This window comes from Rhizobium mayense (assembly GCF_030272705.1).
Taxonomy (GTDB): domain Bacteria; phylum Pseudomonadota; class Alphaproteobacteria; order Rhizobiales; family Rhizobiaceae; genus Rhizobium; species Rhizobium mayense.
In genome coordinates, this window is sequence record NZ_JARFYM010000002.1 from 229,868 (window position 1) to 252,640 (window position 22,773).

The window sequence follows — 22,773 nt, forward strand, 5'->3', positions numbered from 1 at the left end:
AACGTCAAACAAGCGGCGGGTTCAATTTGGCAAACCCTTCCTGGCGCCTGTAGGGAAAATAGGGATAGGGCGCCGTCACCAAGCTCGCCCGATCCAGCCTGTCGATCTGTTCCTTCGTCAGCGACCAGCCGACGGCACCGAGATTCTGGCGCAACTGTTCCTCGTTGCGCGCGCCAATTATGACACTTGAAACAGTCGGCCGGTTGATGAGCCAGTTGATAGCGATCTGCGGTACTGTCTTGCCCGTTTCAGCCGCGATGCCATCGAGCGCCTCGACAATGTCGAAGAGCTTTTCGTCATCGACCGGCGGGCCGTAGGCGGCAGTGTCGCGCAGGCGGCTTTTCTCGGGGAGCGGTTGGCCGCGGCGGATCTTGCCCGTCAGCCTGCCCCATGCAAGTGGGCTCCAGACGAGTGCGCCGACATTCTGGTCAGCGGCGAGCGGCATCAGTTCCCATTCGTAGTCGCGGCCCGCAAGCGAGTAATAGACCTGATGCGCCACGTAGCGCGGATAGACATGCTTTTCCGCGACCGCCAGCGATTTCATGAGTTCCCAGCCCGCGAAATTGGAGGCGCCGACATAGCGAAGCTTTCCCGCTGTCACCAGACGATCGAGTGTGGAAAGCGTTTCCTCGACCGGTGTCGAGGCATCGAAGGCGTGCAATTGCAGCAGATCGATATGGGCCGTCCCGAGGCGGCGCAGAGCGTCGTCAACCGATTTGATCAGCCGCGAGCGCGATGTTCCCCAATCGCCCGGTCCGTCGCCCGTTGGAAGTGCGGTCTTGGTCGAGATCAGGACGGCATCCCGCCTGCCCCGTATCGCCTGGCCAAGCACCTCTTCCGATGCGCCAGCTGAATAGACATCGGCCGTATCGAAAAGATTGACGCCGGCTTCAAGGCAGATATCGACGAGACGCCGCGCCTCCACTGCATCCGTTGTCCCCCAAGCTCCGAACAGCGGGCCGCTGCCGCCAAAGGTGCCCGCTCCAAAGCTTAGTACGGGCACCCTCAGTCCAGATGCGCCGAGATTTCTGTATTCCATTGGTCTGTCTCCTGCCGTTTCAACAGAGATAGACGCTGCATCTAATGTGATATAGATTGCCTCCAGGAAATGCATTTGTGATTTCAATTCATCATGAGCCGTCAGGACATTAATCGCTCCGGCGAGATGGAAGTCTTCGTGCGCGCAGTCGAACTCGGCGGCTTCACCGCAGCGGCAGCAGCCTGCCGCATGACGCCGTCGGCCGTCAGTAAACTGGTCACTCGTCTTGAAGCGCGCCTCGGTGCGCGCCTTGTCAACCGCTCGACAAGGCGCCTGCAGCTGACGCCGGAGGGATGCGCTTTCTATGAGCGTAGCATCACGATCCTCGCAGATATCACGGAGGCCGAGCGGTACGCCTCGGCCGGTGAGCAGGCGGCGGGACGCATTCGCATCAATACCAGTGGCTCTTTCGGCAATCATGTATTGGCGCCGCTCATTCCCTCTTTCATGGCGCTGCATCCCGCCGTCTCGCTCGATATCTTTCACACCGACAGGGTCGTGGATTTGATGGAGGAGCGAGCCGATGTTGCAATCCGCACCGGCCCGCTCAAGAATTCAAGCCTGACCGCCCGCAAACTCGGCGTCGCACGCAGGGTCATCGTTGCCTCACCGGACTATCTCCGGCGTCACGGCGCGCCGAAATCGCTTGCCGAGCTCGAAAAACATTGCCGCATCGGCTTTTCCTATTCCCGCGTCATCGAAGGCTGGCCCATGCGGCGCGGCGGCGAAACAATAACAATTTCTGTTACGCCGGGCCTGCAAGTCAGCGATGGCGAAGCCATGCGCCATCTTGCGCTTGCCGGTGCCGGCATGGCACGGCTTACTGCCTTCACGGTCAAGGCAGATATCGATGCGGGCCGTCTCGTGGTTGTTCTCGAGGAGCTCAACCCAGGCGATGTCGAGGAATTTTATGCCGTCTACATCGGTCAGGGCGGCCCCCTGCCCGCGCGTGTCCGGGCGCTTCTGGAGTTCTTGCGTGACAATGTCAGACTGTGACGAGAAACGGTCTTCAATCATCTCTTTATGACCGGTTGCGGTAATCCTACCAGACATCCCGGGAACGCGCCCGCGCGCTCGTCAATGCCAGTCCTGATGATGGGAACGGTGAACGTCCGTAAGCCCATTTCTGAAGAACCGGTCGTAGTAGTCGATCTCGACGTGATGCGCCTGCAGCCAGACACCGGGCACGTGGATCGCATCGCAATGGGCGGGGAACCGGCCATGCGTTTCGTAGATATAGGTGCAGATGTCCCGCGCACAGCCGATGACATCGTCATTGTAGACGGCAGCTTCCGCCAGATAGCGCTTGCCGTAGTCGTCCTTATAGATCTCGGCAAAAAGCGCCTGGTCATTGAAGAGACCGTTCTTGCCGAACTTCTCCTCGACGACCGCGGCAACGGCGTCAGCCATGCTGTCGTAATAGGGTGGCGACATGCCCTTGATCAGATGCTCCCCCTTGAAACGCAGTCCGATCGGGTTGCTGCGCAGGTTGGAATAGCGTGGCAGCGGTACCTGCCAGCGCAGGATGTCCATCAGGCGCCAGCGTGGCGTCACGACATCGAAGCCCAGCATGGGGCCGTAAGTCTTCAGGAATTTCGGATCGCCGAGGAGAACCGGCGGGCTGATGGAGCCATGGATCCAGGCGCCGAGCCCCATGGCATCAGCAGTCAGGAATATGTTCTGCAACAGCAGGTCGGCCTCGATCTGCGTGCGCAGAGAACCAATGACGCCGAGCGGGATCTTGATATCCTTGTTCAGAAAGCCCTTGTCCACCCAGCGCTTTACGCCAGCGAGCCGATAGAAGTTGCGGTCGTCGACGATTGCCGGCCGGGCGCCGTCGGGCTGGGTCAGAAGGTACATCATGCCGTTGATATACTGTCGCGAGAGGTCGACAACCGGCAGGAAGATCGTCGTGCCCGGTAGGTTCGACAGGAAGCGATTGGAATCGAGATAAGCCGGAAAGGCACGCTTGCCGTCCGGAACGTCGAGGCGGTGATCGAGAATGCGCACCTTCGCCTCTGCTGCCCGGGCGATCAGCCTTTCCGCTGTCAGCGCTTTCTCGCCGTCCGGTGGCGGCGGCAATTTGCGGATGAAATAGGTGCCGCTATCGTTGATCATGAAGAAATGCGTGCCCTGGGCGTTGTCGGGGCTGCCGGCGGTGCGGCCCTCCATGACAAGGTTCGGCTTGGCCATGATCGGCTGATGCGTGGCTGGATCTTCAAAGGGCCGGTCGGGCATGGTGAGCCCCGTCGAACCCGTGATGGCGATCAGCATCGCCTCTTCGAGCTCCGAAAGAGGTTCGCGCGGATTTTGCGACTCGTAACTCATCGTCCCGGCCAGCACCGAGCTTCCCTGGCTAACACGATGGGTGCGCCGTCGCCATATCGTCTCGATCAACGGCCTGCGGAAAAGCGCGTCGAGCCCGCGATTGCCGGTCGAGGTTCCGGCCGCTGTCGGGCTTGTTGGCGAAAGGTCATCCGCTCCGGGTATGTCCGTCATGATGCCCTCCTTTCCAGATCCTGCTTTTCTCCGCCGAAGAGGACAGGCCGCCAGGGCACGAAGGCGCTGGCATTGCGCGGCAGCATCGACGCCAGATCCGGGCAATGCCGCAGGATCAGGCTCGTCATGCCGTTGTTGGCGATCCAGTCCATCCCGAAGGGCGAATAGACTTCCGGACGGAAGTCCACCGTCAGGAAGCGATCACTCTGCAGCCGGCGTGACGCCATGAGGATGAAGATGCGGAAAGCCGTGTCGCTGAAGCCGAAGCCTTCCGGCGGCGGTTCAGCAAAGAGACCAACCACCGTGTCGATGCGGTCGATGTCGCCGTAGATCTCCTTGAGCAGCCGCACGTCCTCAGGATTGGTCGACAACTCCTCCCAATGCTTGATCCGCGGCCGGTGCAGGCCGGCCCTGAAATCATTGTAGCGCGGCACGCCACGGCGCCGCGTCCGCACGAGGTCGACGACGGAAAGATCGATGATCTCCTTGTCGCGCGTGAACGCTTGGAGTGCGCGGGGGAAATTGTGCAGCGTGATGGCGCCGGGATGGGCCGTGCCGAAGGAATAGAGCGTGTTGCGAAGACCGTATTGCCGCATCATCTCATCGGCGCCCGCGCCCTGGATGTCCATGAAACTCTTTTCGGCGATCCTGGCACCCGTCTTGTGGTTGTAGAAGCAATAATCGTCCGGCAGCAACGGATGCATGCGGTAAACGGTGACGAAATCCTCGGTCAACGAATAGGGCGTGCCGTGATGGTCCGGCATCGTCTTCGGAATGCCGGTGGAGGCATGCGCGTCTACCAGCCAGAGGCCCGCCTTTGTCAGCCAGTCATTGGCGGGCGGGCCGTTCCAATTGCTGGAGAGGCCAACCTCGATCGCCTTGGTCGCAAGGATTGCCGGCGTCCATTCGACCGTGTGGATCTTGGCTATCAGCGCCGAGACGATCAGCCTGGCGGTCTGGTAGACGCGTTCGTCCTCCCAATTGCCATATTGGCGTCGAAGCTCGTCGCAGAGCAGATTGTGTTCACGGGCAAACAGCGTGTGCATGGCGCTCAAGCCGAGCCACCAGCTCTCGTTGAAGCCCGTCACTTCGAAGCCGTGGACGTCGACCGGCAGGTGCCCGTCGACAAGGCGTATCTTCGGACCCTCGCGCAGATCCTTGGCTTTCTTGCTGTCGGGACCGTAAACCTCCGATCCGTCCCACCAATGCGAAGCAGCATTGCCGAAATAGATGGGTGGCTTGCCGTCATAGCCGCTGATCTCCATGTTTCCGGCAATTCGCATCACGTCTTCCGGCTTGCCACCGACCTCGCTGGTCCATTTCATGCCGGCGGGAAGGCCCACGACGACGTCCTTTTCTCCGAGCGGATGGCGGGCATGGTTGACCCAATCATGGACCTGAAACTGGATCCAGGCGGCAGCGAGGATGTTGAGTGAGCGCGCCGGAATGAACGTGTCACGATGCAGCAATTGCTGCGCAACCATCACCGGATTGGGCGTGTCGAACAGTTCGGGCGCAAAAACCGGCGGGAGGTTGCGGCCGAAGGTCGAGCCGACGGCGCCCATCTTCGGCGCCGACAGATCGTTGAACGTGCCGTCATAGGTCCGCATCTGCCGCTCGCCTTCGGCAATAGCCGGCGGCGGCGTCGGGCGAGCGACCGGCGGCGCCTCGACCGGGTCGGTCCCGATCAGGTTCTTTTCGCGCAGGACGTAGCGGAAAGCGTCGAGATTGAGCAGGCTCAGCCGCAGCGGCAGCCGGTGCCAGACGATGAACCGGTTGATGACGAGAAAAGCGCTACGCGCAATGCTCCCCGCCACCCGATTGCGAAGCGGAACCGGGGTCGTCCAGCGGAAACTGTGGCGATAGGCGGCGCTCGCATCGTAGACCACCTTGCGTGCCCGGTTGAGATTGCCGAGCGGCCTGAAGGCATCGGTCGTGTTCCAGGGGTTGAAAGCCAGTTCGTCGACAAGGCGGGCATTGGCAATGGTTTCGGCATCGCCAGTCTTCGGTTTGCTGACCTGGAGGTCTGCCACCTTGATCGGAGGCGAGGCGGTCTCCGTCCATTCAATGGACGTGTCCTCGATCGGCGTCGACCTCGGGTCGGCGAAAAGCTGGAGACAGAGTTCGTAATTGATGTCCCCGACCTCCAGCCGCCGGGCAAGCTCTGTGGAGAGATAGCCAGGATCGGTCTCGGAAGGATCGGGAGCATGCGGCGCATTCGGTGCCGGACGGAAGAAATAGCGCACCGCCAACCTGTCGCCCCAACAGATCGCGCCGCGGCTCCAGAATGTCTCAAGCGCCAGGCTGCGGATTTTACGATTGCGTCCGGTCGTGACGTTGCGGATCATCCGCAGGGTTTCGGAGGGCCCGAAAGTGAAGGCGAGGCCGATCACCCCAAAGAGCCGGCTCAAGCCTCCGCCCGCCGTTGCCTTGGCGAAGGCAACGAACTGCTTGGCGTCGCGTGCATGGGAAACGGGGAAATTGGTCGCCAAGAGATCGTGCTTCTCCTGATCCGAGACATTGATCCGCACCGCCAAGCCGCGCAGATCGGGTTTATAGTCTGGCTGACCGTAGCCGCTGGCATTGGAGAGGCGCAGCATCGCGGAATAGCTCTTACCGGGCTCGGCAAACCCGAACCTAAGATTTTCGGGCAGATCATCGACGAACTTCAGCTCTGCGTCGATAGCTGCAAAGACCGCCTTGCTGTGAAACGCGCGCTGAATATCGGCCGCCTTGGCATAGGCGCGCGTCTTGTATTGGACACGCATCATATCCTGAGCGAGGCCCTCGAATGCCAAGCGCTCGGCCTCCACTCCCCCTTGATAGGACTCACTCCACTCCATTCTCGTTCACCCTCCTTGAACGCATCGGACAATGGCTTCTGGCGCACCGTGCCGATGGGAATGCATGGGATTGAAAAGAGGCGGACGATCCCCCGTTTTCCCGCCGCCGTCCGCGATGCGACCGAGAAACGCCTTCTGATCTCGGCCCATTGCGCCGACGAACAAATTGGTTATTGCATACCCCGACCCGGGAGAATCCGCTCCTCGACCATTTCCGCGATACCAGACAGAAGCCCTTTCGGCGAAGGACTGTAATGCGGCAGCGCAAGTCGCGTAATGTGGGCATCGATGATCGTGGGCTTGCCTGATGCGAGTGCCTCGTCGAAGGCTCTTTCGAACTCGTCGATCGTCTCCACCCTGTATCCCTGTGCGCCGCAGGCCCTGGCATAGGCGACGTAGTCTGGATTGCCGAATTCCACCAGACCCGATTCCGCGTAAGCTTCGAGCTGATAAAGCTTGATGAGCTTAAACTCGCCGTCGTTGAAAATGATCCAGATGACAGGGATGTCGTATTGAACGGCGGTCAGAAGCTCGAAACCCGACAACAAATAGCACCCGTCGCCACAGCCAACGATCACGGGACGGTCAGGATTGGCGCATTTGGCGCCAAGCGCGCCATTGACATGTCCGGCCATCGGCCCGAACCCGCCGGGCTTGCGGAAGAACTGTCCCGGCGAAAGCTCAAGATAATAGCCGAGCCAGGCGAGGTGCGCGCCCGCATCTGCAAGCATAATGGCATTCGGCGGCAGGCGCTTGGAGACCGCTTGGGCCAGCTGTCCGGGATGGATATCATCGGTGAGATGGACGATCCGCTCCGCGTCGTAGTCGCGCCCCACGGCAGGCCGAGGTGGCACGGCGGCAGCCTTCGGCCATATTTCCTTGTTGAGCGCCGCGACCGCGCGTTTCGCATCGCCGATGATGGCGGCGTCTGCCTTATAGACCTTGTCGATCTCGCCGATATCGATGTTGATGTGGACGAGCGTCTTGCCAGTCAGGAGGTCATCGCGAAAATTGAAGGTGGCGTGCTGCGCGAAGGAATTCCCCACCGCAAAGATCACATCGGCATCGAGGAAAGCCTTCCAGGCCGCGCTGTGGCCGCTGTCGCAGAACACACCGACAGAGAGAGGATGGCGCTCCGAGATGATGCCTTTTCCATCGAGCGTCGTCGCGAACGGTATCTGATAGCGCTCCAGGAGTTCCGTCAACTCCAGGCCCGCGCCGCTGCGAACGGCCCCGAAGCCGATCAAGGCCAATATCTTCTTATTTTTGGCAATAGCATCCGCCAGAAGCCCAACAACCTCGCTCACCCGCTTGGGATCCGGTAGCACTGGACGCCGCTGGAGATTGATATCGCGGTAGTTGTCAACGGATACGCCATGATGCGTCAGGTTTTCCGGGACATGGATGTGAACCGGGCCAGGGCGGCCGTCAAAGGCCAGATTGACGGCCTCTTCGACAACGTCGCAGGTTTTGGCAGCATCCGTTAGCAGAAACGACTTCTTCGTGGTGGCCGCGAACATCGCCTGGGAATCCGGAGTGCGACTGACGCCGGAGGTTTCGTTCAGTGCGCCCTTTCCCTTCCAATCGAGGGAGGCGTAGCCGGAAACGGCCACTACCGGATAGGAATCCGACATGGCAACGGCCAGACCGGAGAACAAATTGAAGGCGCCCGGCCCCGCAGTCGCAAAGCAAAAGCCCAAACGATCCGAATGCATGGCATAGCCGCACGCCATGAACGAAGCCGCCTGTTCGTGGCGGGTAATGACGGCCTTGATTGAGGAATGTTTGAGGGCAAGCATGAGACCTGCGGCATTCTCGCCGGCTCCGCCAAAAGCGGCACCGACCCCCACTCCCTCAAGTGCCTTTACGATCGCCTCGTAGACTCTCATCGAGAACACCCCCCAAACGCACATATGGACTGGTGCGCCTATTTCCCAACTGCGCTGTCAATACGGAAAGACACTGCTTCTGCGTTTCAAGCATTCGCAAATATTAGGAAATATCTATAAGAGCCAAATCTGCCTGCTCAGACCCGTCGCGTTCCGCGCGAAAAAATCCAAGCAACCGAAGCTGAAATATGCTGTCGAATCAAACTGCGACTAGACGGGATGATGGCGCTATCCCTTATCGTTCCGACCATCTTTGCGCATTTTGAAATAAACTTCAACCTCAGATTACCACAAGGAAATAACGTCGAACCGCGGCTCCGATTATCTCGACCATAACAATGTTTAACGCAGTTTTTCTAGAGCAATTTATGATCGAAAACCCACCCAGTCAGACCGCAGCCGCTGTCGGGTCCGCCGAGGAGGCATGCACATGGCTGTCTCTAAAGTCGCGCGCTGAAGCGGTCGCGCGTCTGTGGCGGAACATTGAGCAATGCGAGTGCCGTTAGAAGCTCATCGCTCCACCCGGCTGGCAAAGCCGATGGCTCAGCGAACTCATCGGCGCCACTGAGAAAGTGCTGGACGGCATGGAAGCCGAGCGCACGATAGACCTCGAACTGCTCCTCGCTGAAAAATTGATCGAGCGTCGTCTCGTGCGGAAACGTCGGGTTCCGCCGCTTATAGTCCATGATGTAGTCATTCTCGTCGCCGGTTAGCGACGACTTCACGTAAAGCAATATGCCCTTCTCGTCCTCACCATATTCTATGATTCCGACGGCGGCATGAGGTCCCCTGGATTTTATTGGCCCGCCGGTATTGGATGCCATCTCGTTGGCCACTTCCAATGTTCTCTTCTGGATGTGCTGCCAGGGAAGCTCGATGCGGATACCGAGATCGATGCGCGCCATGACCTGGAGCTTCACGAAAGACTCAAACGTCATGCTCGGGTCAGCTTCCGCGTCGATGGCAAGGATGACCTTGCAGCGGCGGCGCAGCAATTCGTATATGCCGAGATTTTCGATATGGCCGCCGTCGGTCAGATAGACATTCAGCTTTTTCTCATCCAAACGACCCGCGGTTTCATTGGCGAAATACCAAGTACCGAAATTCGACCACCACCGGTTCCACCAGCGACGCAACGCGTCGAGCCTTGCCGGATTGGCAAGCCAGTAACCGAGACGGACGTTCAGTAAGGAAAGGCTGAAGGTCAATATTCTGACGGTATGGTTTCCCATATTCGCGGATGCTGCCGCACCGGACGTGGCCATCGCTGTCGCAAGACTGAGCGACGGGACAACATCCTCCATCTCCTGCGTCGCCACATAGCGCGTTGCCTGGCTACCGATAAACAACGGGCTAAAGATGAAATTGTCGGCATTGCGACCACGCTTGTTGAGGGCCTTCGACGCGATCAGATTGATCGTGGTGTTGACAAGAAGATAGGGCGAATAGGCGGCTCCCCGGCTCCAATGGCCTCTCCCGGCATCGAACTGTTTTAACGACGAGAATTTCCAGCGGTCGACATCGATCGATGGCTTGTTGCTTCCAAGACGTACACGCTCAAACAGGAAGGCCCGACTGAGACGGTCCCGGTAGAGCTGGTTGAGCGAGTTGGAGTTGGGACCGATGAAGAGGCAGACGAAGGCGAGCAGCAAGGCGACCCACAGATAGAGCGACCCGATGGCACCGAGCCTCCCGATCGCAGGGATATGGTCCGCGACAAGGGCAGACGCCGCAGAAAGCCATGACGGCGCGACGGGCGTGGGCGGAGGAGCAGAGCCCAGGTCGGCAACGGGCGTAATCTCCCAGAAACTGAGATAGAGATAGGAGACCCATAGCAGCAGCGGCACGACGAGGGCGGCAAGATAGAGGGCGATGCGGCTCGCATATTTCTGCAGCGCTGCCGTCCAGGTCGCCTCTCCAAGCGTCGCTCTCGCGATGTTGGCGAGCTTCTGTGCCGCGCCGATTAGCGCGAGCGCTGTAGGGAGGAGGACGCTGGCGAGCCCGGGAACCACATGCGCGATGGCCAAAAGGAGGCTCTTCAAGCCGCTGTTTTCAAGACCAGCAATGTTTGCCTCAGCGGTCGTTGATCCCTCGAACATACCGCTGAGGATGAGCGGTTGCAGTTCGAGGAGAAAGGCGCCGGCGATGACAGCCACAAGCCAACCGAGCATCCATGCAAGCCGTTCGCGCGTCACCAACTGGCTAGTCTGAAATGTCAGGGAGGTTGCGATCGCGCTGACGAACATCAGGGCTAAGACGACGATGGTTACATTGATCGTCAATGTAAAGGCTTCCAGGCCCTTGATGGTGATCAAGGGTAGCCCGCTGCCGCTGAGTGGAAAGCCGACGATATCCGGCTGCCCTAGATCGGTGGAACGAGGATTGCAGGCGACGGTGAATACGGCAAGTAGAAGCAGGATTGGCAGGACGATCAGCGCGTTCACCAGCAGTCCGCGCATCAAAAGCGCAAAGCTCGTCAGATAATCGATCGTTCCGTTCGGGACGAGGAAGTTCGAATAGTTTCTGAGATGCTGGATTTCCGGCGTCTCCTGGGAATCGAGCTTGCTGGCAAAAGGAAACGTATAGGGCTCCTGCATCATGCCCGAGACGATGGATGTACCGATGTAGCCGCCGCCGGACACCGTGGAGAGATAATCGAACGCGTCGAAGACATGTGGCTCGCCATCGCGCGTCAGCGAATCCAGCGCCTGCGAGGCACCCAGGCAAAAAGCGGCGGAACGGATGCCGCCGCCGGAAAACGAAAGCCCGGTCAGGTTGCTGCCGGTCTCCATCCGAACCGTGCCGCGCCTGCTTGTCCCAGTATAGTCCTGCGACAGTTTCGCGGCATGACGGGGGACGTGGAACCTCATGCCTGCGGCGCCTTGCGTTGTCGAGTGGCGGTGGGCGCGATCCGCTTCGACGCCGCCACTTTGTAGTGACTCCCGCCGGAAATTGACGACATCCAGCTCCCGTTTGAAGATTGCTTCGAAATCCAGGGTCATGCGCCCCACCCATCACCGAGAACGGTTGTCGCCCAAAAAAATGCGCCCTAGAACTGTATCAGAAATGTCTTGCGGCGTAAGACGCATTCTCGTCCCACGGAGCCACGTCCGATCCCGCGTCGGCTAACGCAACATGTCCTCCAGCGCGTTCCGCATGGATGTGCTCGGTATTCCAAAGACACCACCATAGGGCTTGTCCAGATCGGCGATAACGAAGATGACAGTCGAAATCGCTAGCGCCCCAATGCCGATCGCAACGACCGTGAAGCGATTATGCTTCGCCTGAAGGCCAAAGCTGACAAAAACCAACATTAGCCAGAACATCAATACGCGCGAAAAGAGACCCGACATCGTGCCTTGCGCATCCTCGATCACGGCCTCGCGCCGGTGCATGACGTCGTCAAAAGACAGGCGGCAAGCAGCAAGCTGGTTCTGATGAAATGCATCCTTTGGGTCGAGCGCTGCAAGTGACAGCCCGACGCCGGTAATTAGCGCCTTCAAAGTGCTGTCCTCACCGACGCGCGCGACTCCTGCCAAATTGGGAAGCACGACGCCGGCCGGCTTCTCCTCCTCAGGCCAAGTGCTCGCGATAACGCCGGCGGTATATTCGCGCAGAACAGCTCTCATGGCTTCGGTTTCCGCTCCATAGCCCTGCAGACATTGGTCGAACGCAGCAAGGCTTGCGGCATACATGCGGCGATCACGATCGGTGGTATCGAAAGAAGACTTCACCGATGCCAAGAGCAGGCTGAGAACCAGGGCGGTGAAGGTCACAAGCAGGCCCGTCACCAGCCGCAGCGCCTCGATGTTGTGATCCGAGAGATGCTGATCCGACAGCCGCTGCCTCAAGTAAAATCCAAGGGCCGCGCTCGCCGCCAGCAAACCGAACGCCACGAAAGCCAACTGAATTTCGCCCATGATCCCGTTGCCAGCTTGGTTTGCGTTCAATCCTCATCGCGCCGGGTCCAGTGCAAACCCGGTCGCGCTGTTTCCAAGATTCGAGAAACAGTCCCCAATTTATAATCCTGCTATTCCCGGACTAGCGCAAGCGAGAGCGCACCGCTCCATCATTTTAGGCTCTTCATAAAGGTCCAGCATAAGTATGTTCAGCTGAAAGCGAAGAATAGCTGCGCCAAAAGAGCTATCGCTTTCCTTCGGAAGGCGAATCTATATTGATCTGCAGCCGGTCGCGGCCGGCGACTTTGGCGCCGTAAAGGGCAAGATCAGCGCGTCGATAGACTTCTGCCAGCATGTCGCCCCCTCTGGCGACGGCCAGGCCCGCCGAGAACGTGTAGGAAAAATCCGACGGATCCGGAAGCGGTCTGCTGTCGCGCACGATCGCGAGCATGCAGTGAATGATACTCGCGGCTTCATCAGTGGACGTCCTTGGCATGACCAGGACGAATTCCTCTCCCCCCACTCGGCCGAAACAATCTGTTCGACGCACCTGAGCCTGGATCAGCCCGGCGAAGTCTCTCAAAATCATGTCGCCGGCGTGGTGGCCAAGACTGTCATTGATATATTTGAAATTGTCGATGTCGAAGATGGCTAGGCATCCGAGCGTTTGATCGGCGGCAGCCGGCACTCCCAGCAGCTCTTGCAGCCGTGCCATGACATAGCGCCGGTTGGCGACGCCGGTCAGCTCGTCCGTCTGCGCAGCTTTGATCGCCACATCGCGATCTTGTCGCAGGTCACGTTCGTTCGCCCTGATCCGAGTGATGTCGCTGGCAATACACAGCATCCAACCGTTTTCGCGCACGGTCTCCGTCATCCAAAGCCAACGACCGTCGTGGAGGTCCGTCTCGAAGGCGCGAAAGCTCACTTTGCCGCGCCGCGACTGCGTGGAGCGCAGCCATTCTTCGAAATTCACCGCGGCGATCACCGTGCCCCGCTTCAGACTATAATTGCACCGCATAATATCCGCCCAAAGCGGCTGCTGATCGGTCGCGATAAAGAAGGCTGAACGAAATGCGGGATTGGCAAATTGCAGTCGATCTTCAGCATCGTAGAGCGCGATCAACACCTGGGTGTCCGCCGCCATCGGGCCGAGCTGTTCAAGAAGTTTTCTTGTGTCGTTGTTCAGGGAAATCATTGTCCACTTCGCAACAAGGACTCGGAGCTTTGAACCTAAATGCTATAGCGGAAAAAATTCGTAAAGCTAAAATACCGACTTGCTTAAGGATCGTGTCGCTCTGACGCACCGCGGCCCCATTCCAGCCGTCACGGCCAGAGGGCCGGCGGGGTGATATGCGCATTGAAAAACCAGGCAGACACCGGTCGCGCAAGCGAATGCGGTGACGAGATCTGGTCTGTCACCGCATCGCGCGAAGCCGCAAGATGCTGACAAGCGCCGAACTCGACAAATTTACGGAAGACGGGACGGTCAACAAGTGGCTCGCCGACTTCGATAAGATGTTCCAGGAGTTCGGAACGGTCAAAAACCCGCTTCCGCCGGAGCAATATTACGAGGCAAAGCTGTTCGCCCGAGCCAAGCGTCCGCGTTCCCGCGATCGTCTGGTCGCCGGGCCGTGTCCAATCCGGGCGTGTCGTTGACGATCTCGTATCGCTATTCGATTTCGGGCCGACAATCCTGGAACTAGCCGGCCTGCAGAAACCCAAGTGGATGGAAGCCCGCTCGCTGCTTCCCTATCTGACGGGCGAGCAAACGGAAGCTCGGGAATTTGTTTTCGCCGAACATGCGGGCGACCGCATCCTGAGCGGCACCGAGTTCATGACGATGATCCGCGACAGGCGCTGGAAACTCGTCCACTTCGTTGAGAGCGACGAAGGTCAGCTTTTCGATCTTATCGCCGATCCGCAAGAGATCGACGACCTGTGGGATAAAGCCGAACATCAGGACACGAAACGTCTGCTGATCAACGAAATTCTCAAATGGCGCATTCGCAGCGATCTGAAGACACAAGGCTGGACGGAAGCAATCGTCCAAGCCGGCGCCGGCCATAGTCCGATCAAGAAGACACCCGAAGCCCGCTGAAGCCAGGGCGATCGGCTTCGTAAAGAGGGAACGCGGCTCGGATCTGAGACGCGTTCCCGAGTGTGCCTACTTAGGCCGACGGCTGCTTCGTCTTGCGGAGATAGGGCAGGATAGTGTCGAACGCGCCGAAACGGGTGATGGCGTCCTCGTTGGATACGGCGGCGGTTATGATGACATCCTCGCCCTGCTGCCAGTTCGCCGGCGTGGCAACCTGATGCTTCGCGGTCAATTGAATGGAATCGATGGCGCGCAGGATTTCATTGAAATTGCGGCCCGTCGTCATCGGATAGGTCAGGATCAGCTTGATCTTCTTGTCGGGGCCGATGACGAAAACCGAGCGCACGGTGGCGTTGTCGGCGGGCGTGCGGCCTTCCGAGCTTTCACCAGCACCGGCCGGCAGCATGTCATAGAGCTTCGCGACGTTGAGGTCCTTGTCGCCGATCAGCGGATATTCGACTTCGAAACCGGTCGCCGTCTTGATGTCGCTCTTCCACTTGCTGTGGCTTTCGACCGGATCGACGGAAATGCCGATGATCTTCACGCCACGATTGGCGAATTCCTGCTCGAGGCCCGCCATTGCGCCGAGCTCGGTCGTGCAGACCGGTGTGAAATTCTTGGGATGCGAAAAAAGCACCGCCCAGCCGTTGCCAATCCAGTCGTGGAATTGAATCTGTCCACGGGTCGTGTCGGCGGTAAAATCGGGTGCGATATCGTTGATACGCAGGCTCATGGTGTATCCTCCAAATAGTGGATCGTCGTCCTTGTTAAGATAATTGACGACTAAAGTTGGGTTCAAAGAATCTGCCAAAGGATGGCGTTTAATGCTTTCAAAGAAAAGCCTTCTTGTTAAACGGTCGCACCAGCCGCGGACATTGAATTCCGCGGTCTCCGGCGTCTAGCGCGCACCTTCAGCATCTCCAGCATGCCATACCCACTCGGCCAGCGCCCGAAGCCGCTCGCGACATTGATATGGCCCGCAAGGCCGATATTCCGGATATCGGACTTCCAGAGGTGCCCGAACAGCGTAAGGCGGTCAAGCGTCATATATATGTCGTTCAGGCTTCCGATCGCCATGCTGGGAAAGGGCAAAGCCTCGGTGGGCATGGTTCCGAAAGAGATATGCCCCGCATGCAGCGCCTCGGCCGCCGGAAGATCACAGGGCGCGACGAGCAACGCGCCTTTGACTCGTTGCGCCGTCGGGCGGCCCGCCAGCCTCGCGGCCAGCACGCAACCGAGGCTGTGAGCGACGATGTACGCATCCCCCGCCTCCTCCAGCGCCGCGTCAAGCCTCGTCATCCACGCTCGCAGGTTTGGATGATCCCAATCCTCCTGATCCAGCAGACGGCAATCCGGCTGATCCTGCAGCCAGTAATGTTGCCAATGCCCCTCTCCCGACCCAAACAGACCCGGCAAGATCAGCACTCTGCTCATCACAGCCCCATCATCGCGATTTGAAGATGCGGCACGCGCCGCGCGAAGGGTTCGCAATCAGGGGAATTGAGCATCAGATCACCCTCGCCACGAGCGCGAACAGAAATACGAACGACGAGACGACCGAGCAAACTTCGATACCATGGACGAGATGGGCTCGGGCGGTGTTCGGAAACCGTTTCACAACCGGTCGTCGCAGATCGAAAGCCAGTGCCATGACCTGCCTCCTTCCTCAATACCAGGGTGCCGGTGTAGAGCACCAATAGTAAAACTCGTAGTCGCGAGCCGATCGCTCACGATCGTCATCCGAAGTGATTGGTCTTTCGATCGGTTTGCCGAGAGCGCCCGGCTCGCTCATTTGGCGGGGCGCAAGACGGCTGAGGGCTATCTTCAAGCCGCTGATGAAGTCGAATTTCATGCGATCCTCCATCTCGTTGATCGGGCCGCGCGTTCGTGGTCCAAGCTTCGACAGGCCATCGATGACCAGATTTTGTCTATAAAAATACTGGATTAAAAGGAACGACCGTCTTTCCTTGCTTGGAAAACAGGAAAACTGTTTCGTCCTCAGGGCGTCTGTTTCGGCCGCCAGCGCAGCAGATAAGATTCCAGGACATGGGCAAGACGATTCAATGAGAAACCGACAAGACCGAGAACGAGAACGCCGACCATCACGAGAGCCATGTCGAACCGCTCGCGGCCGGCGATGACCAGACCACCAACGCCCCGGCCGACAGCGAGGAAATATTCGGCGCCCACGGTCGCAAGCCAGGCATAGATCAGGCCGAGATGCACGCCTGTCGCGATCGAGGGCATGGCCGAGGGGAGATAGATGCGCAGCACGCGCTGCCTCGCGTTGAATTTCAAGGCGCGTCCGACCTCGATCAGATCGTCCGGTGCATCCCGCATGCCGTCATAGGTATTGAGCACGATCGGAATGAACGAGGCCAGCGCCACGAAGACAATCTTCGCCTGTTCGCCGAAACCAAACCAGACCGAGATCAGCGGTATCCAGGCGAGAAGGGAGATCTGCTTCAAGCCGTTGAAGGTCGGCATGACCAGCCTGTCGGCAAGGCGCGAGAGCGCCAGTACCGTCGCGAAGGTGACGCCAAGAACGCAGCCGATCAGAAAACCGGCGATATTGCGCATCAGGCTGGAGCCGAGTTCGCCGATGAGATCGTTGTCGATGAGCTCGCGCTTTGCTGTGCGTGCAACATCCTCGAGAGATGGTAGAAAACGCGGGTCAGCAAGTCCGGTTCGGCTCGATACTTCCCAGGCAATGAATATCAGGATCGGCAAGGTTATGCCGCGGCGGAACCGGACTGTCCTGCTTGCGGTCGCCATCGTCAGATCTCCTGTCGCTTCCAGCGCTGGATCAGCGTCTCGGTGCGATCCAAGCTCTTGTCCATGATGAAACCGACGAGGCCGATGGCGATCATCGCGACGATGACGGTATCGAGCCAGAACATTTGCCGCCCCCATACCAGCAGGTAGCCGAGTCCTTCCGACGAAGCCAGAAGCTCGACCCCGACGAGCGAAGTCCAGGAATGGGTGAGGCCATAGCGAATGCCAGTGAACATGGCGGGCACGGCGCCGGGCAGGACAACCAGCCGCAAGGTTTGCCAACGGCTGAAGCGCAGAGCCCTGCCAACCTCCAGATATTTCGGCGAGACGCCACGAATGCCGGTGAAGGTATTCAGTGCCATCGGCACGATCGCGCCCTTGGCGATGATGATGATCTTCAGGGTCTCCTCAATCCCGACGAGGAGCATCAGGAGTGGTATCCAGCCAAGGGTCGGAATCTGTGCGAAGGCGAGGAAGAGCGGCTTTACATAGTCCTCGACCCTCTCCGAAAGCCCCATCGCAATGCCGAGGACGAGGCCAGCGCTTGCGCCGAGGGCGAAGCCGATGACGACCCGGCGCAGGCTGACGCCGGTGTGATAAAGGAGTTCGCCGCTGACGATCATGTCCCGCGCGGTTTGATAGACGTAATTGGGCGGCGGCAGGATCTGTTCGGGGAGCCAGCCTCTGGCGGAAGCGATCCACCAGAGGACGATCAGCACAAGAGGCAAGATCAGGCCGGTTCCGGCGATGATCAGGCGCTTTCGCCATGGCTGTGCCGGATGGAGGCCAGCATGCCCGGCAGTTTCGAGAAACGCGGTCATGCCGCCTCCTTCACCCTGTCCTTCGGATTACGATCAGGACGCAACCGGCTTTCCGTCCGCACCATAGGGCTGCCAGAACTTTTGCAGGCCTAGCCGTTCCAGCGAGTTGTTGAGATATTTCGGCTCGAACCAGCCGTTGAGATCTACCTCGCGGCGAATGAGGCCGTATTCCTTGCTCTTCACCGCCTGCTCCTTGTACAGCGAAACGAGCAGATCATCGATCAGCGGCGAGTTGCGGTAGGCGAGCTTGTCGTTTCGGAAAAATTCGTCGAGTACCGGGATCGGCGTACCGGCCTTGTGCCAGAGTTCCAGCAATGCGCTACGATTCGACTCGTCGGACGACCATTGGGCCGCCTTCACGAAAGCGTCGACGACGCGCTGCGTAATATCCGGATGCGCATCGATGAAGGCTTCGCGGCCGATGATTCCGGCGTTGCGGCCGAAGCGAGGATCATCCCCCTTCGTCGTATAGACGATGTCGGCGGAGCCCTTGGCTGCGAGATTTATGAGATCGGTATCACCGAATGCGGCATCGATATCCTTGCTAGCGAGAGCCGCCACCGTTCCCGCACTATCGAGATTGATGACTTGCAGGTCGCGCTCGGTCAGCCCATGCGCCTGCAGTATCTTGATAGCGGCCAAGTGGCCGTTGGTGCCGCGCTGCAGGGCAACCTTGCGGCCCTTCAGATCCTCGATCTTTCTGATATTGGAGTCCTTGGCGACCGCCAGATAGAGCGGTTTGCGCGCGCCACTGGCGAGAAGATATTTGGTCTTGAGACCGGTAGCACGCCCGATCAGCGCGGGCAGGTCACCTTGATAGGCAAAATCGAGCTGGTTGTTGGCAAAGCCCTCGTTCACGGCCGGGCCGGCGCCCTTGAAGAAGGTCCATTCGACCTTGATGTTCGGATCATTGGCGAACTCCTTCTCCAGATATTCGCCGGCGCGGGCGGTCGCTGCCGAAGTGCCTTCCGAATAGGGGCGATTGTCGACACCGATCGCTGCATAGCCGACATGGATGACCAGGGGCTCTTCCGCATGGGCGGAGGCGGCAAACATGCCCAAGACGAAGACTACACCGGCCGCCAGACGAGAAATATTTGTCAGTTTCATAAGGTTGCTCCGTTTTTTTGATTTATCTTGCGATTGCGACGGCCGGTCTGGCATCGGCCGGTCGCTGGCTCACGCCGGATGAGACCGGGCGCGAACCGGACAGTGGTTGCGTCGTGGCATTGAGACTTTCCAGAACACGATTGCGCACTGCGGCGAGCGCGTTTGAGGTTCGTTCGCGCAGGCGCGGCAATTCCACCGGAATGATTTCACGGATGCGGCCGGGCCGCGGCGACATGACGACGACGCGGTCGCCGAGATAGACCGCTTCATCGACGTCGTGCGTCACCAGCACCATGGTGATCCGCTCCTTGGCCCAAATCTCCTGCAGCTCGTCCTGCAGCCGTGCCTTGGTGATGGCGTCGAGAGCGCCGAAGGGCTCATCGAGAAACAGTACGTCCGGGCGATTGACCAAGCCGCGGGCAATGCCGGCGCGTTGGGCCATACCGCCCGAAAGCTGATGCGGATAGGCGTCGGCAAAGCCGGAAAGCCCGACGAGTTGTAGATGCTCGTCGACGAGCCGTTTCTTCTCGGTCTTGCTGTGCGCGGAATTTTCCAGTCCGAGCGCCACATTGCGGGCGACCGTCAGCCATGGGAAAAGCCGAGGTTCCTGGAAGACGATGCCGCGGTCGAGACTGGGCTCCGTGACCCGCTTGCCTGCATGTGTGATCGAACCGGATGTGGCAGCATCGAGCCCGGAGCCGAGGCGCAACAACGTCGATTTTCCGCAGCCGCTGGCGCCGACGATGGTGACGAACTCGCCCTCGGCAATGTCGAGGCTGACATCGTCCAGCGCCGTCAGGCTTTCGCCATTGACCTGGAACCGCCGCGTCACATGGCTGATCCTCAGATGGGAAGGATTGCTCATCGTCTTCTCCCGCCTATTCGGCAGCAACGGCCGCGCGGGCCGGATGCTGCGGCACGCGCAGACCCAGATTTTCGCGCAGGGTCTTGCCTTCGTATTCGCTGCGGAAAAGGCCGCGACGGCGAAGTTTAGGCAGAACGTGCTCGACAAAATCGTAGAGACCGACCGGCAGATGCGGCGGCATGACGTTGAAGCCGTCGGCAGCGCCGGTCTTGAACCATTCTTCCATCTGGTCGGCGATCTGCACCGGCGTTCCGACGATCTGCCAGTGGCCGCGGGCGCCGGCCACGCGCAGGTAGAGCTGGCGGATGGTCAGATTTTCACGGCGGGCAAGATCGAGAAGCAGCTTCTGCCGGCTCTTGCCGCCGTTGGTCTCCGGCAGATCTGGAACAGGTCCGTCGATCGGATATTGCGAAAGATCCACCCCGCCGGACATGCCGGCGAGCAGGGAGAGACCGACGACAGGATGGATCAGATCCTGGATCTGTTCGAATTTCTCCTGCGCTTCCGCCTCCGTGCGGCCGATAACGGGAAAGATGCCCGGCATGATCTTAAGGTCATCCCTGGCGCGGCCATATTTCGCGAGACGTCCCTTGAGGTCGGCGTAAAAGGCCCTGGCATCGTCGATGGTCTGGTGCGCGGTGAAAACGACCTCTGCTGTGCGTGCCGCGAGCTCCTTGCCGGGATCGGAGGAGCCCGCCTGTACCAGCACCGGATGACCCTGCGGTGCACGCGCGACATTCAGCGGGCCACGTACCTTGAAGTGCTTGCCCCTATGATTGAGGATGTGCTGCTTTTCGGGATCGAAATAGATCCCACTTTCCTTGTCGCGCGGAAAAGAGTCCTCTTCCCAAGTATCCCAGAGGCCGCGCACGACGTCGGCGAACTCTTCGGCCCGGTCATAACGTTCGGCATGGGCATAGTGTTCGTCCCGCCCGAAATTGTGGGCTTCGTGATCACTGGAGGAGGTAACGAGATTCCATCCGGCGCGTCCGCCGCTGATATGGTCGAGTGAGGCGAATTTGCGGGCGATGTGATAGGGCTCATTGAACGAGGTCGAGGCTGTGGCGACGAAACCGATATTCTTGGTGACGGCGGCGAGAGCCGACAGCAGGGTGATTGGCTCGAACTGCGCCACATATCGAGTAGCGGTGCGATGCAGGGCTTCCGTGTCCGCGCCGCGCGTCCCGACACCGTCCGCCATGAAGATGAGATCGAATTTCGCCGCCTCCGCAATCTGGGCGAGCTCGACATAATGCGCAAAATTCGACCCGGCGTCGGCCTGTGCGTCGGGATGGCGCCAGGCGGCGATATGGTGGCCGGTCGGATAAAGGAAGGCTCCAAGCTTTAGCTGACGTTGTCTGCCGGTCATCGTTCTCTCCTCGATGGCTGTGAGGAAAGGCTAACAGCAAATGCTATAATCTATAGAAATTATATTCTATTTAAGCGGACCGCATCGGATTTTGTCGATGCTCGCGGGGCCCATCGTGCGGACAACGTTCCGCCCGACGGGCGAAGGATCAAAAAGCCGGTCCGCCACTGAAATATTTCGCTTGATACCTCGACTGGATAATCCGTTGAAACGCCCGTTTTGTCGAAAGCGCTAATACATATTGGCGACTATTGGAGCGCCTTGGCATGTGGCAATTTTCTAATGGAATTCGGGGCGGTGCTGAGTCGAAGAATTTCGTGCAGCTACAAGGCGGACAGATGACTGCTTTGCGGCGGACTGAATGAAGAGAACTCGCTGCTAACCGCCAGAAAGCTGCGAGTTCTTTTCGTCTTGTGCACCGCCTGACAGCTGAAATCTCTTCCAACCAGGAACGAGCGTTTACCAAGGCTCACTAAAGGGTAGCCGCATCGCGCAACATTTCCCGACTGAGACGGAGTCCTTGGCCCGCAGTCGCATGTCATCGCCATCTCGATATCGATCGGGCAGTCAGGCTTTATCCGCGCAAAAATTGCAACATCTTCATTGAAAACGAATTCAGCGGACTATTTCAGACCAAATCATAGTTGCCACTGCTTGAAGGGATGGCTTTTCCGATGGAAAATCAACCGGTCAACCTCATCCTCGCCGCGCGCGCCGCGTTCAGCCAAGCAGCGGCGCTGGTTGTACAATACAGCTTCTCCATTCTCGGCGCGATTATTCTTCTCATTGCTGGTTGGATTCTATCCGGAGTGGTCAGCCGGTGGGCCTACAAGGGCCTGTCAAAAATTCATGGGATCGATGAGACGCTTGCCCGCTTTTTTGAAAGCGTCCTGCACTACAGTATTCTCATCTTTGTCTTCGTCGCTGTGCTGGCGCAATTCGGCATTCAAACAGCATCAATCGTTGCCGCTCTCGGTGCGGCCGGCTTGGCAATCGGCCTGGCTTTACAAGGCACGCTCCAAAACATTGCAGCCGGCATCATGCTTCTGGTCCTGAGACCGTTGCGTGTGGGGGAGCATATCCAGACAATCAACGTCGAAGGAACTATTGTCGAAATAGGCTTGTTCGCGACCGAAATGAAGACAGCCGATGGCCTGTACCTGATGGCTCCTAATTCCACGCTCTGGAATACAGCGATCACAAATCACAGCCGCCAAGCCAGCCGACGCCAGCAACTGTCGGTCGCCGTGGGCAATGACGTCGATATCGACATCGTGACGCAGACGCTCCTCGAGATCGTAAAATCGGACGAACGTGTGCGCAAGGATCCGCCGCCACGCGTCTATTCAGACGATCTCACCGCTGAGAAAACGGTATTGATGATAGAATACTGGGCAAGGACCAGGGAATGGTCAGAGACGCGTCACGACATGATCGACCTGCTGAGACGTGGCATTGCCGCTAAAGGCATCATGCTCAAGTAGAACGAGAAAATGGCGACGACGTCCAGCCGCAAGTCTTTTCAGGGGCGATAGGACCTATCGCCTCCCTTTGGCCATGTCCTCACAC

At 59.0% G+C, this 22,773-nt stretch carries 20 protein-coding genes; 4 read left to right on the top strand and 16 right to left on the bottom strand.

Going from position 1 to position 22,773, the window contains the following annotated elements:
* Positions 1-4 precede the first annotated feature (4 nt).
* A complete protein-coding gene (locus PY649_RS03745; protein WP_285866815.1) occupies positions 5-1,039 on the bottom strand; it encodes an aldo/keto reductase in 1,035 nt (344 codons plus the stop codon).
* A 93-nt stretch (positions 1,040-1,132) separates the two neighbouring features.
* On the opposite strand from PY649_RS03745, the gene PY649_RS03750 reads away from it, so the two are divergent.
* Positions 1,133-2,035, top strand: a complete 903-nt coding sequence (locus PY649_RS03750) for a LysR family transcriptional regulator (RefSeq protein WP_285866816.1) — start codon at positions 1,133-1,135, stop codon at positions 2,033-2,035.
* A gap of 81 nt (positions 2,036-2,116) precedes the next feature.
* Here PY649_RS03750 and PY649_RS03755 read toward each other — a convergent pair whose 3' ends face one another.
* The 6 genes from PY649_RS03755 to PY649_RS03780 all read right to left on the bottom strand — a co-directional run bounded on the left by PY649_RS03755 (position 2,117) and on the right by PY649_RS03780 (position 13,364).
* On the bottom strand, positions 2,117-3,538 hold the full coding sequence (locus tag PY649_RS03755; protein WP_285866817.1) for a hypothetical protein: 1,422 nt from the start codon (positions 3,536-3,538) through the stop codon (positions 2,117-2,119).
* Positions 3,535-6,381 (bottom strand): peroxidase family protein, encoded by a 2,847-nt coding sequence (locus PY649_RS03760; RefSeq protein WP_285866818.1) that lies wholly within the window; start codon positions 6,379-6,381, stop codon positions 3,535-3,537. The genes PY649_RS03755 and PY649_RS03760 overlap by 4 nt, the downstream gene beginning before the upstream one ends.
* Positions 6,382-6,551: 170 nt before the next feature.
* Positions 6,552-8,270, bottom strand: coding sequence for a thiamine pyrophosphate-binding protein (locus tag PY649_RS03765; protein WP_285866819.1), 1,719 nt, complete (start codon positions 8,268-8,270; stop codon positions 6,552-6,554).
* Between the two features lie 440 nt (positions 8,271-8,710).
* Positions 8,711-11,272 (bottom strand): patatin-like phospholipase family protein, encoded by a 2,562-nt coding sequence (locus PY649_RS03770; protein WP_285866820.1) that lies wholly within the window; start codon positions 11,270-11,272, stop codon positions 8,711-8,713.
* Between the two features lie 123 nt (positions 11,273-11,395).
* On the bottom strand, positions 11,396-12,190 hold the full coding sequence (locus PY649_RS03775) for a bestrophin-like domain (RefSeq protein WP_285866821.1): 795 nt from the start codon (positions 12,188-12,190) through the stop codon (positions 11,396-11,398).
* 223 nt (positions 12,191-12,413) lie between these two features.
* On the bottom strand, positions 12,414-13,364 hold the full coding sequence (locus PY649_RS03780; RefSeq protein WP_285866822.1) for a sensor domain-containing diguanylate cyclase: 951 nt from the start codon (positions 13,362-13,364) through the stop codon (positions 12,414-12,416).
* Positions 13,365-13,609: 245 nt separating this feature from the next.
* Here PY649_RS03780 and PY649_RS03785 point away from each other — a divergent pair, with 245 nt between their 5' ends.
* A complete protein-coding gene (locus PY649_RS03785; RefSeq protein WP_285866823.1) occupies positions 13,610-13,825 on the top strand; it encodes a hypothetical protein in 216 nt (71 codons plus the stop codon).
* On the top strand, positions 13,782-14,267 hold the full coding sequence (locus tag PY649_RS03790; protein WP_285867184.1) for a sulfatase/phosphatase domain-containing protein: 486 nt from the start codon (positions 13,782-13,784) through the stop codon (positions 14,265-14,267). The genes PY649_RS03785 and PY649_RS03790 overlap by 44 nt, the downstream gene beginning before the upstream one ends.
* Before the next feature lie 70 nt (positions 14,268-14,337).
* Here the strand turns inward: PY649_RS03790 and PY649_RS03795 are convergent, their stop codons facing one another.
* The 9 genes from PY649_RS03795 to PY649_RS03835 all read right to left on the bottom strand — a co-directional run bounded on the left by PY649_RS03795 (position 14,338) and on the right by PY649_RS03835 (position 21,204).
* Positions 14,338-14,997, bottom strand: a complete 660-nt coding sequence (locus tag PY649_RS03795) for a peroxiredoxin (RefSeq protein ID WP_285866824.1) — start codon at positions 14,995-14,997, stop codon at positions 14,338-14,340.
* A 116-nt stretch (positions 14,998-15,113) separates the two neighbouring features.
* A complete protein-coding gene (locus PY649_RS03800) occupies positions 15,114-15,698 on the bottom strand; it encodes an RBBP9/YdeN family alpha/beta hydrolase (protein WP_285866825.1) in 585 nt (194 codons plus the stop codon).
* A gap of 73 nt (positions 15,699-15,771) precedes the next feature.
* Positions 15,772-15,915, bottom strand: coding sequence for a hypothetical protein (locus tag PY649_RS03805; protein WP_285866826.1), 144 nt, complete (start codon positions 15,913-15,915; stop codon positions 15,772-15,774).
* Between the two features lie 15 nt (positions 15,916-15,930).
* On the bottom strand, positions 15,931-16,116 hold the full coding sequence (locus PY649_RS03810) for a hypothetical protein (RefSeq protein ID WP_285866827.1): 186 nt from the start codon (positions 16,114-16,116) through the stop codon (positions 15,931-15,933).
* A gap of 146 nt (positions 16,117-16,262) precedes the next feature.
* Entirely contained in the window at positions 16,263-17,039 is a 777-nt protein-coding gene (locus PY649_RS03815) for an ABC transporter permease (protein ID WP_285866828.1), read from the bottom strand.
* 2 nt (positions 17,040-17,041) lie between these two features.
* Complete coding sequence (locus tag PY649_RS03820) at positions 17,042-17,860, bottom strand: ABC transporter permease (protein WP_285866829.1); 819 nt, start codon at positions 17,858-17,860, stop codon at positions 17,042-17,044.
* Positions 17,861-17,893: 33 nt separating this feature from the next.
* Positions 17,894-18,970 (bottom strand): ABC transporter substrate-binding protein, encoded by a 1,077-nt coding sequence (locus PY649_RS03825; RefSeq protein ID WP_285866830.1) that lies wholly within the window; start codon positions 18,968-18,970, stop codon positions 17,894-17,896.
* Positions 18,971-18,992: 22 nt separating this feature from the next.
* A complete protein-coding gene (locus tag PY649_RS03830; RefSeq protein ID WP_285866831.1) occupies positions 18,993-19,835 on the bottom strand; it encodes an ABC transporter ATP-binding protein in 843 nt (280 codons plus the stop codon).
* A 13-nt stretch (positions 19,836-19,848) separates the two neighbouring features.
* Positions 19,849-21,204 carry an LLM class flavin-dependent oxidoreductase gene (locus PY649_RS03835; RefSeq protein WP_285866832.1) on the bottom strand — a complete coding sequence of 452 codons (1,356 nt, stop codon included), beginning with the start codon at positions 21,202-21,204 and terminating at the stop codon, positions 19,849-19,851.
* A 674-nt stretch (positions 21,205-21,878) separates the two neighbouring features.
* On the opposite strand from PY649_RS03835, the gene PY649_RS03840 reads away from it, so the two are divergent.
* Positions 21,879-22,688 carry a mechanosensitive ion channel family protein gene (locus PY649_RS03840; protein WP_285866833.1) on the top strand — a complete coding sequence of 270 codons (810 nt, stop codon included), beginning with the start codon at positions 21,879-21,881 and terminating at the stop codon, positions 22,686-22,688.
* The last annotated feature ends 85 nt before the right edge of the window (positions 22,689-22,773 follow it).

Bases quoted from the DNA above. Each gene is read 5' to 3' on its own strand.
- PY649_RS03825 (WP_285866830.1), bottom strand. From the start codon at position 18,970: ATGAAACTGACAAATATTTCTCGTCTGGCGGCCGGTGTAGTCTTCGTC.
- PY649_RS03805 (WP_285866826.1), bottom strand. From the start codon at position 15,915: ATGGCACTGGCTTTCGATCTGCGACGACCGGTTGTGAAACGGTTTCCG.
- PY649_RS03765 (WP_285866819.1), bottom strand. From the start codon at position 8,270: ATGAGAGTCTACGAGGCGATCGTAAAGGCACTTGAGGGAGTGGGGGTC.
- PY649_RS03785 (WP_285866823.1), top strand. From the start codon at position 13,610: ATGCTGACAAGCGCCGAACTCGACAAATTTACGGAAGACGGGACGGTC.
- PY649_RS03775 (WP_285866821.1), bottom strand. From the start codon at position 12,190: ATGGGCGAAATTCAGTTGGCTTTCGTGGCGTTCGGTTTGCTGGCGGCG.
- PY649_RS03760 (WP_285866818.1), bottom strand. From the start codon at position 6,381: ATGGAGTGGAGTGAGTCCTATCAAGGGGGAGTGGAGGCCGAGCGCTTG.
- PY649_RS03810 (WP_285866827.1), bottom strand. From the start codon at position 16,116: ATGAAATTCGACTTCATCAGCGGCTTGAAGATAGCCCTCAGCCGTCTT.
- PY649_RS03745 (WP_285866815.1), bottom strand. From the start codon at position 1,039: ATGGAATACAGAAATCTCGGCGCATCTGGACTGAGGGTGCCCGTACTA.
- PY649_RS03750 (WP_285866816.1), top strand. From the start codon at position 1,133: ATGAGCCGTCAGGACATTAATCGCTCCGGCGAGATGGAAGTCTTCGTG.
- PY649_RS03820 (WP_285866829.1), bottom strand. From the start codon at position 17,860: ATGACCGCGTTTCTCGAAACTGCCGGGCATGCTGGCCTCCATCCGGCA.
- PY649_RS03815 (WP_285866828.1), bottom strand. From the start codon at position 17,039: ATGGCGACCGCAAGCAGGACAGTCCGGTTCCGCCGCGGCATAACCTTG.
- PY649_RS03795 (WP_285866824.1), bottom strand. From the start codon at position 14,997: ATGAGCCTGCGTATCAACGATATCGCACCCGATTTTACCGCCGACACG.
- PY649_RS03770 (WP_285866820.1), bottom strand. From the start codon at position 11,272: ATGACCCTGGATTTCGAAGCAATCTTCAAACGGGAGCTGGATGTCGTC.
- PY649_RS03755 (WP_285866817.1), bottom strand. From the start codon at position 3,538: ATGACGGACATACCCGGAGCGGATGACCTTTCGCCAACAAGCCCGACA.
- PY649_RS03800 (WP_285866825.1), bottom strand. From the start codon at position 15,698: ATGAGCAGAGTGCTGATCTTGCCGGGTCTGTTTGGGTCGGGAGAGGGG.
- PY649_RS03840 (WP_285866833.1), top strand. From the start codon at position 21,879: ATGGAAAATCAACCGGTCAACCTCATCCTCGCCGCGCGCGCCGCGTTC.
- PY649_RS03835 (WP_285866832.1), bottom strand. From the start codon at position 21,204: ATGACCGGCAGACAACGTCAGCTAAAGCTTGGAGCCTTCCTTTATCCG.
- PY649_RS03780 (WP_285866822.1), bottom strand. From the start codon at position 13,364: ATGATTTCCCTGAACAACGACACAAGAAAACTTCTTGAACAGCTCGGC.
- PY649_RS03830 (WP_285866831.1), bottom strand. From the start codon at position 19,835: ATGAGCAATCCTTCCCATCTGAGGATCAGCCATGTGACGCGGCGGTTC.